The following is a 15,593-nucleotide window of genomic DNA, read 5'->3' as shown; positions in this document are numbered from 1 at the left end:
TGAGCTGTACTGATCTTCGTGGAGTCCCTCAAGCCTGGGTTACGCTTCCAGGCGTAAGGAGAACCACGAGCAATGCCAGCACCCCGTAAGTACCCCGATGAGCTGCGTGAGCGGGCGGTGCGCGAGGTCCGCGCGACCGGCCGCCCTGTGGCCCACGTCGCCCGCGACCTCGGCATCCACAAGGAAGCCCTGCGGTCCTGGGTCCGCCAGGCCGAGGCGGACGCCGGCGAGCGTGACGACCGGCTGACGACCGCCGAGCGCGACGAGTTGAAGGAACTCCGCAAGGAGAACGCCGAGTTGAGGCGGGCCAACGAGATCCTGAAGGCCGCCTCGGTGTTTTTTGCCCAGGAGATCGACCGTCCCCGGACGAGGCCGAGCAGGTGATCGACCACCTGCGCGACAAGGGCCTCGGGGTCGATCCCGTCTGCCGGGTGCTGGATGTGTCGCCGTCGACGTACTTCGCGCGCAAGACGCGGCCGAAGTCGGCCCGACGCCTGCGCGACGAAGAACTGATCCCGCTGGTCACAGCCGCGTGGGAGGACTCCGGGCGCACCTACGGCGCACGCCGCGTCACCCGCGCCCTGGTCCGCGCCGGACACACGGTGGCCCGCTGCACGGTCGAGCGGCTGATGGGCGAGCTCGGCATCGAGGGCGTCATCCGCGGGCAGCGCCGCCGCACCACGGTCCCCGAGCCGGCCGCGCCGCGCCCGCCGGACCTGGTCAACCGCCGTTTCACCGCCGAGCGGCCCAACCAGCTGTGGCTGGCGGACCTGACCTACATCCGCACCTGGTCGGGGTGGGTCTACGTCGCGTTCGTCCTGGACGCGTACTCACGCCGGATCGTGGGCTGGCAGGCCGCCACGCACCTGCGCACGGACCTGCCGCTGGACGCACTGGAGATGGCGCTGTGGCGGCAGAGGATCAAGAAGGACGCCGATCTCATCCATCACAGCGACCGCGGGTCGCAGTACGTATCCATTCGGTACACGGAACGTCTCGCCGAGGTCGGTGCCTCGGCGTCGGTCGGGTCCGTCGCGGACAGTTATGACAACGCGATGGCCGAGGCCCTCAACGGCACGTTCAAAGCCGAACTGATCGAACATCAGGGGCCATGGCGGGACTTCGACCAGGTCGAGCGGGCCGTCTTCCAGTGGGTCGCGTGGTACAACGGTGAACGACTCCACTCCGCCCTGGGCTACGTGCCGCCCGACGAGTACGAGCAGACGTACTGGGCGTACCTGGAGGAAGTCCCGCAGACCGCTTGATCACACGATCGCGGACTCTACGAAATTCGGGGCAGCTCATTCGACGGACTGCCGTGCTGGGCGCCTCGTGTGCGTTGCTGCTCCTCACCGCGTGCGGCAACGGCAGCGACAGTGATCGCGGGGACAGCGGCGAGGGCTGGAAACCGCCCGTGGGCACGGCGCAGGCCGAGCAGGTCGCACGGCGCACGGCGCTCACGCCGAGGCAGTGGGGGAAGGATTTCCAGCGGCGGGACGGCAACTACGAGTACGACCTGAGCGAGATATCGATGGGTCGGCCCGATGAGGACTGCCGCTGGCAGCAGGCCCCCGGCCCATCCCCCGATCTGGTGGGATGGGTCCGCAACGTGGAGGCCCCCGGCTCGGGACCATCGGGTTCGATCACCGGCGAGGCGGATTCGATGGTTCTCGTGCACAAGCGGCAGTCCACCGCCCGCCTCCAGCTCCCGGACATGCGCGCCGCCTTGGACCAGTGCCAGACCTGGTACTACGGCGACGTGCTGCGCTACGACGACATCCACATGGACAACGCCGGGATCGACGGCGTGGACGAGATCCTGGCCTGGTCGGCCACCTCCTCCCAGACCGCGCAGGGCCAGAAGGCCCCCCGAGAGGCCTGGCCGGTTTCGGAGATCATGGCGCGCAAGGGACCGGTCGTCCTCCACGCCCGTATCACCGCCGATCCCGACGCCTACAGCGCGCAGGCGCTGCGCATCCGCGCAGCCCGGGCGATGGAGACGATGGTTGCGCACCTGACCAGCGAAGAGTGACCATCCTGCGGCCGGTGGGCCGGTGGGCCGGTGGGCCGGTGGGCCGGCCAGGATTCCGTGGCCGGGAGGGTGCGGTCGAGTCCGGCGGCAATGGCCTGTTGCTTGCAGCTGCCGCACAGGCGCGGGTGAGTCTCCCGTGGCGCGTCCCACCCGGTGGGCTCGACGGCCTTCCAGCGGCCGGTAGCCTGACGGCATGAGTGGCGGCATCGCGTGGATAGGCGCACACCACCACACCTCTTCACCGGCCGGGCCCGGCATGCTCGGCGGCATCTCGCTGACCCTGGTCCGAGGTGTGGAGGCGGACGAGTTCCTCATCAACCTGGGCGCCGACCTCGACGAGCTCGCCGCCCGCACCCCGTGCAGGGAGCTGTGCGTACCGGCCGGGCGGCCGGGCCGGCCCTCCCCCAGCCTCAACCGCGCCATGTACGGCACGTGCGGTGAGTGGACGTATGTGCTGGAGGACTGGGGCATGGCGACCTGGGCGACCGGCTACCAGGGCAAGGCCGAGTCGATGCTTCCCAGCGAGGGCGAGGAGATCCTCTGCCTGACCGCCAACCGCTTCAGCCCCCCGGCCCTGATCGTCCATGCGCCCGGTGCTCGCGCGTACCGGGCTGACTTCGGTACCGACACCGGGCGGGGATCGGCCCTCGATGCCGCCCTCGGCGCCGCGGGGGCGGTGTTCCCGTCGATGCCCGCGGCCGGTGAGGTCGAAGTCGTCACGTACTTCGAGGAGCATGGCGTGCGCCTGCCCGAGCTGGTGTTCACCGCCGTGGGGTCCTACACGGGCGTGGCCGTCGACCAGGACGCCGTGAAGGCCGGCGACCTTCCCGGCGTCCTCATCGCCCCGGCATAACCGCCCGCCGCGTACTTGGCACCGGCCCCCTGACCACTTCCGTTCCGGCAAGTTCGTGCAGAGGTGGTCGAACCAAGCGTCCGGGCGCACGTCGAACACGGATCGCAGCCCCTCGCTCTCCATGACGAGCCGCGTGCCTCTCAGGACCGAGGAGGAGTCGGTGTGGTGGCGAATGGCGCCGATACGAACGCCTTCGGGACCCCACAGTTCGTAGCCGTCGTGTCCCTCGGCCGTGATCACCACTCCTTCGTCGGTCATGCCCATGAGGTGATCGCTTGTCCGAAGCACGACCGAGCCGCCGGCGGTCTCGCGGTTCCCGACGTCGTCCCATCGGTGCAGCCTGCCGTCGTTGTGGGCCACCATCCGGTGCCGGCCGTCCGGGGAGAAGGCCAGCTTGTCGGTGTCTTCCTGTTGGAGGACCGCGTCCACCTCGTCGCCCTCCAGTTCGTGCGTCCGCGTCCGTGTCCGCGTGTCCCAGATCTGGATCCGGCCCTGCTGCCGGTCGTTCAACGCCACGACGGCGACCTGCCGCGGGTGGCCGGGCCGGGTCGGGGCGGGGCGGGGCGGGGCGGGGCGGGCCAGCAGATCGTTGACGGTCGCTTGCGTGACTTCCATGACGGTCAGTCAAGCGCGCCGCACCGGCAGCAGGCACCGCCCGATCTGAAACCCGGAGCGCGTTTTGAGGGCATTACCGGCAGTTTGTTCTGAAGGGCGCTCACCAGTGGTACTCCTACGGTGTCACCTCACGCGGCGACAGACGATACTCGGTCTTGTGAACTGGTTCGAGCAGGCTCGGGCGGCGGAGCGACTCCGGGACTGGGACGCGGCGATCGTGTTGGTGAGTGCCCACGCCGAGTGCTATTCCAACGATCCGGACATGCACGACAACCATCTGTGGCACATGGATCTGCTTGCCCGTGCGGAACGGATTCCGGAACTCACGGAGCGCGCTCTCACGGACGTCCACGCACGTCGAAGACTCAACAGGTCGCTTCGAGAACGGGGCATGGAGGCGGCACTGCGCGACCGTGCCGAAGACGGTGACCGGGGCGCCCTGTACGACCTTGTTCGGCTGCCGGGTGAGACGAGTCGGGTGCAAGAAGCCCGGCAAGCAGTCCAAGAGGTCGCCCCCAAGGACCAGTACACACGCCGGGTTGTGGCCAGGGGCCGCTGGTCGTAGGTGTCCGGCCATGGCTTCCCGGTGAGGTCGCCGGTGTCGACCTCGGTGAGCAGACCAGGTTTGACCAGGCGTTTCAGTTTCGCGCGGGCACCTTCGACGTTCCCCGGCAGCATTTCGCGGTCGAGGACTCGGCAGGCGTCGTGGCCCTCAGCGGGCCGTCGACGTCGAGAGGTGGAGCACAGGGCCGCTCACGGCAGGGGCTCCTCCTTTCTCACCCGGGCCTCACCGGCGGATGCGAGCCCGTTCGCCCGGCTTGTTCGGGGCCGGGGTCGGGGCCGGGGTTCCTGCCGTCGCGGGTCGTCCGCCGGGCCGCCCTGGCCGTGGGCCACCGGGAGCGGGAGGGGGTCAGCCAGGTGTGCCGGAGTGCTGGTCTCCCATCTGGTCCTCGATGAAGGCCACGGCCTCGCGGCCCACCCCCAGCGCGCCGAGGAGAAGGTCCAGGGCCGTCTCGACGTCACGCTGCGAGCGGTTCAGCCACACGAACAGGCGGTCCTCGTCGTGCGCGAACCGGCTGAGGGCGAACTCCGTGCCCCGGATGCGGAACAGGGCCACGTCCACCTCGCCCAGCTCCTCCCAGGTGCGTTCCACTTCCAGACGCAGCCGGGCCGCGACCGCCTCCAGCGGCGGCCTCAGCCCGGCGACGATCCGGTAGAAGCTCGCCGCGTACTGCCACGGACTCACCTGGAAGGCGGGGTTCTTGCCCACGTGGTAGCCCAGGGCCGGCGCGGGCTGCCAGTCAGGTTCCGGCCCCGGCACCCGAACCACACCGGGTGCGTCACCGGCCGCGTCCGATGAAGGAATCGTCACCCGGCCCATGATGGATCAGGACTGTGGTTCCAGACCACCGGCCCGGCGCGGTCGGACGGATCCGGCGACGGTGATCCGAGCGTGGGCGGTGGTGCCCGGCCCCGGGTGAGCCTGCCTGCTCGGAGTGGCCGAGGGACCGTCGCCGTCACCGACCACGTTCTCCTCGTCCGGCGGACCGCCCGATGAGCCCCGGCCGTACAACACGCCCCACGACACGCGGAAACACGACGCCCCCGGCCACAGGCGGAAAGCCGTCCCCGCGGGCGCGGTTATTCAGTTCTCGTCGTCAGCGGGATGACCTACAGTGAGCGTGCCCGGGTGCGCAGGCGGCGGGTACTTCGATTTGGGATCGAGTGGTTGCAGGTTCGAATCCTGCCCGGCCGAGCGTGAGTTCGACCGGTAGCTCAACGGCAGAGCGCTTACGTTCCCGTCGCCGACCTTGTTCTCCGGGCCCACAACTTCATACCTCTGCACCTCCCGGTGCGCAGGCTGCGGTTACTTCTTCGGTTGAAGCACCTTCGGGTGCGCGGGTTCGAACCCCGCACAACCGCAGCCGTCCTGATCTCGGGAGGCTCAGGCATCCGGGGCGCCCGGTGCGCAGGCGGGTGGTACTTCTCCTCTCAAGAGAAAGACGCGGGTTCGAATCCCGCCGCCGGCCGTACGGCCGGTGTAGCTCAGCGGCCCAGAGCACCACGTTCCATCCGCCGCCCCTGTTCTCGGGCGCCCCGTTTCGCCGAACGCCTCTCCTCTCACAGAGAGGGGCTTTTCATGGCTCGCTTCAACACCCGTACCGCCCGCCCCGCGGGCTTCTCCCCCGTCACCACGACCGGTGGGCGCACGACCACACACCAGGGCGGCGTCGGCTACCTGCGCGACCCGCGCGGCGAGCTCTTCCTTCTGTCCGTGACCAACCTCGTCGGACAGGGCACCTTCTACGAGACCGGCGGGCAGCGCGACGACCGCTTCACCCAGCTCGTACGGCAACTCGCGGTGGAGGACCCGGCCTGGACCGCCGGCCTGCTGAAGTGGCTGCGCACCGGCGGGAACATGCGCACCGCGGCGATCGCCGGGGCCGCCGAGTACGTCAGGGCGCGCCTGCGGGCGGCGAACAGCCGCCCCACCGGCAGCCACGAGACCGCCGAGCCGGGCAGCGGACGGCCAGAGGGCGACGATCTGTCGCACTCCACGATCTCCAACCGCGCCGTGATCGCCTCGGTGCTGCAGCGCGCGGACGAGCCGGGCGAGCTGCTGGCGTACTGGACGTCCCGGTACGGCCGGGCGATCCCCAAGCCCGTCAAGCGCGGCGTCCAGGACGCGCTGGGGGCGCTGTACACCGAGCGGGCACTGCTGAAGTACGACACCGCTGCGCGTGGCTTCCGGTTCGGCGACGTGATCGAGCTGGTGCACCCCAAACCGGCCGCGGCGTGGCAGGGCGACCTGTTCCGGCACGCGATCGACCGCCGGCACGGCCGGGACCGGGCCGTCCCCGAGTCGCTGCGGACGCTGCACGCGCGGGCGCGCCTGACGGCCATGCCGGTCGAGGAGCGGCGGGCGCTGCTGTCCGGGCCGGCCGCGCAGGTGGCGCTGCGGGACGCGGGCATGACCTGGGAGGCGCTCGCCGGGTGGCTGCAGGGCCCGATGGACGCCGCTGCGTGGGAGGCGATCATCCCGTCCATGGGAGTGATGGCACTCCTGCGCAACCTGCGGAACTTCGACGAGGCCGGCGTCTCGGACGAGGTCGCCGAGCAGGTCTGCCAAAAGCTCGCGGACCCGCGGGAGGTGGCACGCTCGAGGCAGCTGCCGATGCGGTTCTACTCCGCGTACGCGGCGGCACCGTCGCTGCGGTGGGGGCACGCGCTGGAGAAGGCCCTGACCGCGGCGCTGGGGAACGTGCCCGCGCTGCCGGGGCGGACGCTGGTCCTGGTGGACACCTCCTCCTCGATGAACGAGGGGTTCTCCGGGGACGGCACGGTCAAGCGGTGGGACGCCGCGGCGCTGTTCGGGATCGCGTTGGGGCAGCGGTGCGCGGAGGCGGACGTCGTGTCGTTCTCCTCGGCCCGCAGCTACTGGGGCGACTCCCCGGGGGCGAGGACGAAGGCGTTCCCGCTGGGGCGTGGGGAGTCGCTGCTGCGGGCGGTCGGCCGGTGGAAGGACGGCGGCTGGTTCCTCGGCGGCGGCACCGACACCGCGCTGGCGCTCCGCGAGGAGTACGCCGGGCACGACCGGGTCGTGATCGTCACCGACGAGCAGGCCGGGCACGATGTGCGGGAGGTGAGCGAGTCGATCCCCGCGGGCGTGCCGATGTACACGTGGAACCTCGCCGGGTACCGGGCCGGGCACGCGCCGTCCGGCGGAGCGAACCGGCACGTTTTCGGGGGGCTCACCGACGCGGCGTTCCGGATGGTGCCGCTGCTGGAGGCCGGGCGGAACGCGTCCTGGCCGTGGGAGACCTGACCTGCTGCCCGTACAGCGTCAGCTGCCGAAAGGGCGTCCGGGTTCGTCTTCACGCCCTGACCGACGGGCGCCCTTCGCCATGGTCGCGGCCGGCACGGAGATCGGGCTCGGTCATCCGGCCCGCCGGTGGGCGACGCCGGTTGTCCCCTGCCGCTGCGGGAGGTGTTCCCGTGGCGGCAGGGGGCGCGGCGTGTTCTGACCGCAGAGCTGACCACGGGGCTGACCGCGGGGCCGTCATGCGGGCCGCTGTGCGGCGGCGCGGTCGGTTTTCGGCTTCGTCGGCGGCGTCCTGCACGGGCCGGGGCGGGCCGGGGCGGGTGGTTCCTTCACGGGAACCGGGACTTCGCAGGCGGGCAGGGCGGGGTCAGAAGGACACGTCGATGTAGTCGATGTCGGTGAAGGCCACGTCGAGGCGGTCGGCGCGGCGGCCGCCGTCGCGGAAGTACTCCTGTTGCAGGCCTTCGGCGACGATGTCGCGCAGTTGCCGGTCGTCGGCGCCCTGCTGCCGCGCGGTGAAGAGGCGGTCGGCGTAGGCGGGTGGGAGGTGGACGGTCAGGCGGCGCAGGCGGGGGTCGTCGGTGGAGCCGATGGGGGCGCTGTAGCCGAAGCGGGCGCGGGTTTCGATGGTGATGCCTGTACTGGTGGCGGCCTCGCGGCGGCGGCGCTTGCGCACCAGGGGCTGCCAGCGGGCGCGGACGGCGGCGTCGATGCGGTCGGTGATGGCCTTCGGCGGCCTCTTGCGGTCGCCTTTGCGGTAGCGCTCCACCGAGCGCCGGCTGACGCCGAGCTCCTGCGCGACGGCTCGGGTGGTCTTCAGTTTACCCAGCAGGAAGTTGATCTGGGCCTTGAGGGTCTTGGGCGGGTTGCGGGTGAACACCTCGGTCTCGGCGCGTTCGAGGGCGTCGTCGATCTCCCCCACGGGCTTATTCTCCTTCGTCCAGGACGGCGTCGACGCCGTCCTTGATGTGGCGGGCGGGGTTGTAGCCCTGCTCCATCAGATCGACCGCCCAGGCCATCTGCGCCACGCCTTCGACCTTGCACAGACCCGGGCTGGGACCCAGGCGGAAGGAGCCGGGCAGGGGCTTGCCGGAGGTGGTGTAGGGCAGGAAGTCCAGCGGGGAGTCGCCGGGGCTGGGATAGACCACGCAGTCCGAGAGGACGGCCAGGGGGTACAGGCCGGTGGCCTCGGCGGTCTTGAGCATCTTGCGGTGCATGTTGACGCGGGCCTTGGCGATGACCGCGGCGCGGATGTCGGGGCGCCAGGTGGGACGCTCCAGGGCAGGCCAGCGCTCCCCGTCGCGGTAGTGGCGTCCCTGGGGGCGTTCGCGGAGTTTGCCGATGCCGCCCTTGACGGTGGACTTGATCGCGGCGAGGACCATGGCCGGGGCCGGGTCGGTGGGCCGGTGGCGCTCCATGGCGGTGAGGAACGCGGTGTCGGTGAGGTCGGTGGTGACGCCGAGGTCGGCGAGGGTGTCGAGGTAGGCGGCCTTGAGGCGGTCGTGCCAGGGGTCCAGGTACGCGCCGGTCTCCCGGCGCAGATACGCCTCGACGGGCGCGACGTTGCAGCCCAGTTCCTGGGCGTAGGCGACGGTGGGGGTGGCGTACCAGGCGGGCCCCTCGGGGCGCTCGCCGGTGGGAGTGAAGGGGGAGGGCAGGCGCGGATCGGTGTCGACGTGGGACAGGTCCACGTACCAGCAGCCGGGGATCTTCTTGTCGAAGACCGGGCGCACCACGTGCTCGGGGCCGGACAGGCCGACGGTGAGGCGCGCGGCGGCGGCGAGGAAGGCGGTGTTGATGTCCAGCCCGATCGCGTAGGGCAGCAGGCATTCGGCGTCCGACAGCAGGTCGACGCCGCGGACCCACTGGTAGACCTCCTCGTCGAGGAATCCGCCCGCCCAGCCCTGGGCGACCGGATGCTCGGAGGGCGCCTCCGGTGGGGCGGGGTCGACCGGGTCGGTGCCCAGCGAGCCGGGGTTGTGGCCGGAGACCCAGGCGCCGCCGGCTGCGTCGCGCACCGCGCGGGTGGGCGGGCGCAGGGCGGTCATCAGCTCCAGCCCGGTCACCGCCGTGGAGCCGCGCGGGGTGATGACCCGGGTGGCGTACAGGCCCAGCGCGTCGGCGAGCTGGGGCGCGGTCAGGTCGGCGGCACCGGGCCAGGAGCGGGTGTCGAGGGCGTCCCAGGGCAGGATGGCCAGTTGCACGCACCGGCGGCGGCCGTCGGTGGCGGGGCGGTAGACGCGGGCCCAGGGGCCGAAGCCGCGCCGGGTGAGCTTCCACCGCGCCCTCGTGAGCTGTTGGACCACCGGGTGGTCGTCGGGCAGGCGCAGGGTGCGGCGGGCCTCGGGCCCTTCCAGGCGTTCGGGCAGGCCGAGTTTCACCGCCGCGGCGGCGGTGAGCACGATCAGCGGGTCGGCGTCCTTGCCGGCGCGGTGCAGGCGGGGCGCGCCCAGGTGGGATTCGGTCAGCGTCCACTCCACCAGTTCGGGGAGGGTTGTGGCCGGGCACTCCATGACGATGCCCTGCGCGCCGTAGGCGGTGCCGTCGCCGTCCAGCACGGCCAGCGGGCCGTGCTGGTAGGGGGCGGCGGCGATGTTCGGCACCGGCCGCTTGCGCGCCGGGCGGCGCGACGCGGCGCGGCGGGAGGCGGGTGCGGGACGTTCCACTCCCGGCCCGGCCGAAGGCTCGGGCGTCGTGGGGGGCGCAGCGACCGGCTGCGGCCGGGGGGCGGGATCGGTGAGCGTCTCCGGCGCCGGCGCGGATACCGGCGGGGTGGTGCCGGGCGTGGGGTGCTTCGCGGCCCAGCCCTGCAGCAGCCGCTGGTAGGCCTGCAGCCGCGGCGGCCTGGGTTCGCTGCGCCCGTTCTCCCAGTTCTTCACCGTCTGCAGCGTGGTTTTCAACGCCTTCGCCAGTCGGGCCTGGGTGATCCCGGCGGTCTCGCGCAGCCGGGCCCGCTCCGCCGGGGGCGGCAGCTGCGGCTCCTCCTCCAGCAGTGCGTCCACCGCCTCGAACAGTTCCTCCTGGGTCGGCACGCGCCTCACCTCCACCCCGGACCCTAGCAAAATTTAACCCTCTCTCATTTCTTTCTTTAACCCGCGCGTTTAACCCGCTGTCGAGTCGAAGGCAGCCGGCCGACCACTCGGAAGAAGCTGCCCGGTGTCGGAGGACCCCGGCCGTCACCCCGAAGGCCGACGGTCGGCTCGCGAGGAGATTTCGCGGAAACGCCGAACTGAAGCCGGTTGATGGTTGAAAATTCATTCAAAGCTTCGTCCCACCGGAGCTCCGACCGGGAAGGAACCACAGCACCATGAAGATCCGACCCAGGAAACTGGCACTGAGCGCCATGACGGCCGTCGCGGTGAGCCTCGCGCTCCCGGCGGCCCCCGCCCTCGCCACCGACGAGATCGACTGCGGCACCGGCACGGATTCCGTGAGGGTGACGTATCTGGACAACGGCACGGAGCACGCCCGGTGCTGGACCGGCCCCGGCGACGTCCCGCTCAATCAGGGCGGCGTCACCTCCTTCTCCTCGGGCGCCCACGAAGTGGTCGTCTTCTGGAGGACGGACCTGGGATGGGACGTCGCAGTACTCCCGCCCCACACCTCGGCCCCCTTCACCGGCGCCGGCACCCACCACGTCTACGGTTTCCACGTCAGGTAACCGCTGACAGCGGCCGGCCCGGTCCATCCGGGCCGGCCGGCCGGCCGTTCGCGACGCACACGGTGATCACGCGCCCGCCGCCGGCGGGCGCGTGATCACTCCACCGCACCGCAGATTCGGGAACACCCCGGCCTGATTACGAGACCGTGTACCGGCGGAAGTGCACGGCGCACTCCTCGCGGCGCGTCCGCGTTGAGCACGGCATCGCCCCATCCGAAGAACTGGCAGGTACCGGGCCCGTGGCCTGGCCCGTCACGGGCCTCGGTACGCGTCCGGCGGCCCGGCCCGCCGCTGCGGGCGGCCGGCCGGAGCACGGGTGACGAGGGCGGCGACCGTGCCCAGGGCCAGGGTCAGAGGCGAGTACAGGACCAGATCCCAGAACCGGAACGCCGCGGGGCCCTGGCCGATCACTCCGGACAGGACCAGGCCCGCGGCGCCCCGCAGGAGCAGCACGGCGGCGAGGATCCAGGTCATGGCGTTCAGGACCCGGTGCGGAAGGAGACCGCGCACGAACCCGGCTCCGGCCAGGACGAGCCACGCCGCCACCGCGAGCAGGCAGGCGACGGCCAGGGTCATCCACGGGGACGGGCCTGATGACGGGTCGGTCTGGCCGACGACGGTTTCGAGGAATCGTTCCCGGCTGGTCAGCGGCCAGGGCGACCTCAGCCAGACGAGGTGGAGGGACGAGAGGGCGGCGAGCACGAGGGCAGCCGCGACGGCAGCGATGCGATGCGGGTTCCGGGGCATGGACCGTGCTCCTGTGGTGGACGGCTCGATGGTGACCTGAAGTGCTGGAGACCCCGTCTGCGCGCGGGGTCTCCGGTGGCTCCGGCAGCGCGGCGCGCATCGGAGGCCGCCCCGGCTTACGGCTTGCGGAGCAGGGCCAGCGCGGGTTCCACCAGTGCGCGGTACTGGTTCTGCGCGGCGAACGGCGGCAGTCGGCGGAGTGCCGTGTCACGCAGCGCACGCGCCGGGCGGCTTCGCCAGTGCGAGATCTTCCCGATGCGCCGTGAGGTGAGCTGCATGCGGCGGACACGGCGGTGGCGCAGGGCTCGGTAGCGCTCGAGAGCACCGTCCGTGCCGGGGGCCAGACAGAGGGCGAGGGCGTAGGCGTCCTCGATGGCCATGGCGGCTCCCTGCCCCTGGTTCGGTGTGATGGCGTGGGCGGCGTCGCCGAGGAGCAGGACTCTGCCGCTTCCCCAGACGGGTGTGTCGAGTTCCTCGAGGTCGTGGTGGAGGGGCGGGGCCTCGGTCAGGGTGTCCAGAAGCCGGGCCGGCTCGCCGCGGTGGTGGGCGAAGGCGCGGCGGAAGCCGTCGGGCCAGCCGGGCTCCGGGGCACGCCGGGGCGCGGTGGTGACGAGGTAGTAGTACAGCTTCCGGTCGGGCAGGGGCACCGCGCCGATGCGTGTGCCGGGACCCCACGACTCCACGGCGTTCGTGAACCCGGCGTTGTCGGTGATCCCCCGCCAGCAGGTGGTGCCGCTGTAGCGCAGCGGGAGCGGGCCGGTGAGCTGTTCCCTGACGGTCGAGCGCAGGCCGTCGGCGCCGACCACGGCGTCGTAGGAGTGCACCGCGCCGTCCCCGGTGAAGCCGACCTCGACCGATCGGCCGGTGTCCCGCACGGAGGTGACGGCCCGCCCGGCGAGGAAACGCACCTCGCCCGGCAGGTGGTCGTGGAGGACTGCGTGGAGCGATGAGCGGGCGAGGGACCGGGAGGGTTCGCCGTGACCGGCCGGGCGCTGGGGCCGGATGCGCTGGAGCACGGCCCCCTCGGCATCGACGAGGTCGAACGAGGGCAGCGGGTGACTGCGCCCGGACAGGTCCACATCCAGTGCGGCGAGGATGTGGAGCGCGTTGGGAGCCAGGACGATGCCGGCGCCGGTCGTGGAGCGGTGGGGGCTCCTTTCGGCGACGGTGACGTGGTGACCCGCGCGCTGGAGGGCGCGGGCTGCGGTCAGCCCGCCTATGCCGCCGCCCGCCACGAGGATGTCGAGCGCCTTCATGTCTGCTCCTGCTGGTGCTGCGCGGTGATGATTCGGGTGAGGGACGCCTTCAGCAGCCGCAGTTGGGCGGCACGGTCCATCTCCCCGCGCAGTCCGGCGACGAGGATGCCGAAGTAGAGGGAGAAGAAGGCCGTGAACAGCAGGTCCGGATCCGGGAGGGTGACCGTGCGTGCCGAGGCGGCCTCTTCCAGTTCACCTGTCACCCATCGGCGGAACTCGGCCATCCGCCGCTCCGTGGGGCCCTGGGGGTTGGTGTGGAAGAGCGAGGCGGACAGGTACTGCCGGGCGAGGTCGGGTTCGCGGTCGTAGCTGGCGTAGAGCTCGCCGGCCACGTGGACCAGCCGGCCGACGAGGTCGCCGGCCGGGGGCAGGGTGCGCATCGCGGCCTCCAGCGCCCGGCCGATGTGCTCGTCGAGGAGGGTCTCGATCAAGGTGTTCAGATCGGGGAAGTGCACGAAGAACGTCCCGGCCGCGACGTTGGCCTCCGCGGCCACGTCCCGTGTCGTCAGTCCTGCGAGCCCGCGCCGCAGCAGCACTCGGCGTGCCGCCGCGAGCAGCGTCTGACGGGTCTGTTGTTTGCGTTGCGCGCGTACGCCGCCGGAGGGCGGGCGCGCGGAGTCGTCACCCATGTCAGTGAGCATACTCAGTGAGCGCGCTCATCGAAAATTCGGATACCCGGACCGGCCCGGCCCGCAGCCGTGCCGATGCGCCCGAGGCGGTCGCCCGGCCGCAGCCCGGCCAGACGTTCTTGCACGGGCCTTCCTGGCCTCGGCGACCGCCCCGCCGCTTGGAGGCGCTACCACCCGGACACCCGTTTCCCGCCCTGCCGACAAGCTGACACAGGGCCTTGGCGCCTACGCTTCCGGCCTTCCACACCGCCCCTGCGAGCACTCCGCACAGAGCACTTGCGATAGGCCGCCCATCGCACAAGCGGTTTCCATCCACGCACGTCACAAGGACCACGCACCGTGCGACCGGCCGAGTTCCGAGGCGTTTCAGGGGCACCCGGGCCCTTGCGGCGGTCAGGTGCCCTCCGACCATGCCGAACGCCGGGCGAAGTGGGCCCCCACGGTCATGACCATGAGGACGGCGGTGATGCCGCCGAGGGTCATGACCGTGGACGGGGAGGTGCGGTCCAGGGTGAAGCCGCCCGCCAGCGCACCGAGCGAGACCGTCGCCTGGAATGATGCGGTGAACAGCACCGAGACCGCCTCTGGCGCGCCGGGGGCCGCCTTGGCGAACCAGGTCCGGGAGGAGACGGGAACCGCGCCGTACCCGATGCCCCAGACGACCAGCAGGGCCGCGACGCCGAGTTCCCAGCGCCCCAGGACCGGCAGCAGCAGGGCGGCGACCGCGATCATGCCCGCGGCGACACCGAAGGCGGCCCGGGGGCGGCGGGCGGCCATCGCTCCGCCCAGGAAGTTCCCGGCGATGCCCGCGGCACCGTAGATCAGCAGGAAGACGGTGATCAACTGGGGGCTGATGCCGGTGACCTGCTCCAGGAACGGCGTCACGTAGGTGTAGGTGTCGACGTTGCCGAACATGCCCCGCAGCACGCTCGGACGGGTCGCCCGGTCCGGCGGCAGCGGCGGCATGACCAGCACACCGACCGTCAGGACGCCCATGGCGACGAACGCCGTGCGCCATCCGGCCAGGTCGCCGATGAAGGTGCCGGCCGGCACGCCGAGCACCGAACCCAGCGGCACCGCGGAGAAGATCACCGCCGTGGCACGGCCGACCGACTCCGCGGGCACCAGGCGTTCGGCCAGTCCGGCACCGATCGGCCAGAAGCCGCCGATGACGACACCGACGACGGCCCGGGAGAGCAGGACGAGCCAGTAGTCCAACGCCGCGGCGGCCAGGAGGTTCGCCACGGACAGCAGAAGCATGAACACGCACAGCATCAGACGGCGGTCGATGCGCGCGGTCGCCACGGTGACCACCGGTGCGGAGACGGCCGCGAGGAAACCGGGCATGGTCATCATCAGGCCCGCCATCCCGTCCGAGACGGTGAAGCTCGATCCGATCATGGTGAGCAGGCCGATCGGCAGGATCTCGGTCGTGAAGATCGAGAAGATTCCCAGCATCACCGAGACCACGGCCGGCCATCCGGCCAGCGGGGACCGGGTCGGCAGGACGGTTCCGTCAGGGAGGCGTGTGACGGCGGTGTTTGTCGAGGCCATGGGGGTTCCGCCCTGTGAAGGGCCTGTCGTCGCGCGATCAGTTCAGCAGGCTCCGGGCGCCGAAAGCCGGCGGATTCGCGACATCACCCTTGCCACACGAGGGCGGTGTCGCCGACCGGCCGGACCACTGCCGGATCATCACCGCTGGCCAGGGGGTTTGGTTCCGGAATTCCGCAGTAACGGCCCATGTCGGGCGGGCAACCCCCGGCCGTGGGCGACTTGGGCAGGCCGGCGGCACGTGGGATTCTCGGCGTCTGCACCGGCATGGGCACGGCCGCGACGCTGCACCGGTGCCTCGGCCGCACGGTGGGGGTTGCGCCTGAGTCCTACCGGAACTGGTTCAGCCCCCGGGGAGAGGGCGGAGGAGTCGGGCCGGCGGACATCCCCGTCGCCCCGAGGCAGTGAGGCCCGCGGCCTGGAAAC

At 71.5% G+C, this 15,593-nt stretch carries 14 protein-coding genes and 2 tRNA genes; 9 read left to right on the top strand and 7 right to left on the bottom strand.

The window, feature by feature from the left end; all coding sequences use genetic code 11:
• The first annotated feature begins 72 nt into the window (after positions 1-72).
• The 5 genes from CUT83_RS03405 to CUT83_RS03385 all read left to right on the top strand — a co-directional run bounded on the left by CUT83_RS03405 (position 73) and on the right by CUT83_RS03385 (position 4,065).
• A protein-coding gene (locus tag CUT83_RS03405; protein ID WP_101253822.1) for an IS3 family transposase occupies positions 73-1,265 on the top strand; the annotation gives its coding sequence in 2 pieces (ribosomal slippage) (positions 73-337 and positions 337-1,265; 1,194 coding nt in all).
• Between the two features lie 74 nt (positions 1,266-1,339).
• Complete coding sequence (locus CUT83_RS03400; protein WP_143688482.1) at positions 1,340-2,032, top strand: hypothetical protein; 693 nt, start codon at positions 1,340-1,342, stop codon at positions 2,030-2,032.
• A gap of 193 nt (positions 2,033-2,225) precedes the next feature.
• Entirely contained in the window at positions 2,226-2,885 is a 660-nt protein-coding gene (locus CUT83_RS03395; RefSeq protein ID WP_143688481.1) for a hypothetical protein, read from the top strand.
• 165 nt (positions 2,886-3,050) lie between these two features.
• On the top strand, positions 3,051-3,593 hold the full coding sequence (locus CUT83_RS03390; protein ID WP_143688480.1) for a hypothetical protein: 543 nt from the start codon (positions 3,051-3,053) through the stop codon (positions 3,591-3,593).
• A 64-nt stretch (positions 3,594-3,657) separates the two neighbouring features.
• Entirely contained in the window at positions 3,658-4,065 is a 408-nt protein-coding gene (locus CUT83_RS03385) for a hypothetical protein (protein ID WP_101254380.1), read from the top strand.
• Positions 4,066-4,410: 345 nt separating this feature from the next.
• Here CUT83_RS03385 and CUT83_RS03380 read toward each other — a convergent pair whose 3' ends face one another.
• Entirely contained in the window at positions 4,411-4,872 is a 462-nt protein-coding gene (locus CUT83_RS03380; RefSeq protein ID WP_143688479.1) for a hypothetical protein, read from the bottom strand.
• A 315-nt stretch (positions 4,873-5,187) separates the two neighbouring features.
• Between CUT83_RS03380 and CUT83_RS30000 the strand changes: the two genes are divergently transcribed.
• The 3 genes from CUT83_RS30000 to CUT83_RS03375 all read left to right on the top strand — a co-directional run bounded on the left by CUT83_RS30000 (position 5,188) and on the right by CUT83_RS03375 (position 7,326).
• A tRNA-Ser gene (locus tag CUT83_RS30000) sits at positions 5,188-5,256 on the top strand.
• Between the two features lie 213 nt (positions 5,257-5,469).
• A tRNA-Ser gene (locus tag CUT83_RS29995) sits at positions 5,470-5,530 on the top strand.
• Positions 5,531-5,640: 110 nt separating this feature from the next.
• Positions 5,641-7,326: a TROVE domain-containing protein gene (locus CUT83_RS03375; RefSeq protein WP_101254378.1), complete on the top strand. Its 1,686-nt coding sequence runs from the start codon at positions 5,641-5,643 to the stop codon at positions 7,324-7,326.
• A gap of 364 nt (positions 7,327-7,690) precedes the next feature.
• Here CUT83_RS03375 and tpg read toward each other — a convergent pair whose 3' ends face one another.
• Together tpg and tap are read right to left on the bottom strand one after the other, a co-directional pair.
• Positions 7,691-8,245, bottom strand: coding sequence for a telomere-protecting terminal protein Tpg (gene tpg, locus CUT83_RS03370; RefSeq protein WP_101254377.1), 555 nt, complete (start codon positions 8,243-8,245; stop codon positions 7,691-7,693).
• Positions 8,246-8,249: 4 nt separating this feature from the next.
• Positions 8,250-10,355, bottom strand: a complete 2,106-nt coding sequence (gene tap, locus CUT83_RS03365; protein ID WP_101254387.1) for a telomere-associated protein Tap — start codon at positions 10,353-10,355, stop codon at positions 8,250-8,252.
• A gap of 275 nt (positions 10,356-10,630) precedes the next feature.
• On the opposite strand from tap, the gene CUT83_RS03360 reads away from it, so the two are divergent.
• Positions 10,631-10,984, top strand: coding sequence for a hypothetical protein (locus tag CUT83_RS03360; protein WP_101254376.1), 354 nt, complete (start codon positions 10,631-10,633; stop codon positions 10,982-10,984).
• Positions 10,985-11,236: 252 nt separating this feature from the next.
• Here CUT83_RS03360 and CUT83_RS03355 read toward each other — a convergent pair whose 3' ends face one another.
• From CUT83_RS03355 to CUT83_RS03340, 4 genes are all read right to left on the bottom strand, one after another.
• On the bottom strand, positions 11,237-11,731 hold the full coding sequence (locus tag CUT83_RS03355; protein ID WP_101254375.1) for a DUF3995 domain-containing protein: 495 nt from the start codon (positions 11,729-11,731) through the stop codon (positions 11,237-11,239).
• A 116-nt stretch (positions 11,732-11,847) separates the two neighbouring features.
• A complete protein-coding gene (locus tag CUT83_RS03350) occupies positions 11,848-12,987 on the bottom strand; it encodes an FAD-dependent monooxygenase (RefSeq protein ID WP_101254374.1) in 1,140 nt (379 codons plus the stop codon).
• Positions 12,984-13,616, bottom strand: coding sequence for a TetR/AcrR family transcriptional regulator (locus CUT83_RS03345; protein WP_158238961.1), 633 nt, complete (start codon positions 13,614-13,616; stop codon positions 12,984-12,986). The genes CUT83_RS03350 and CUT83_RS03345 overlap by 4 nt, the downstream gene beginning before the upstream one ends.
• Before the next feature lie 393 nt (positions 13,617-14,009).
• A complete protein-coding gene (locus CUT83_RS03340) occupies positions 14,010-15,170 on the bottom strand; it encodes an MFS transporter (RefSeq protein WP_173915016.1) in 1,161 nt (386 codons plus the stop codon).
• Positions 15,171-15,593 lie beyond the last annotated feature (423 nt).

This window comes from Streptomyces barkulensis (assembly GCF_002843305.1).
GTDB lineage: Bacteria > Actinomycetota > Actinomycetes > Streptomycetales > Streptomycetaceae > Streptomyces > Streptomyces barkulensis.
The sequence above is the reverse complement of the archived record's forward strand: the minus strand, read 5'-3'. Positions and strand labels throughout refer to the sequence as shown.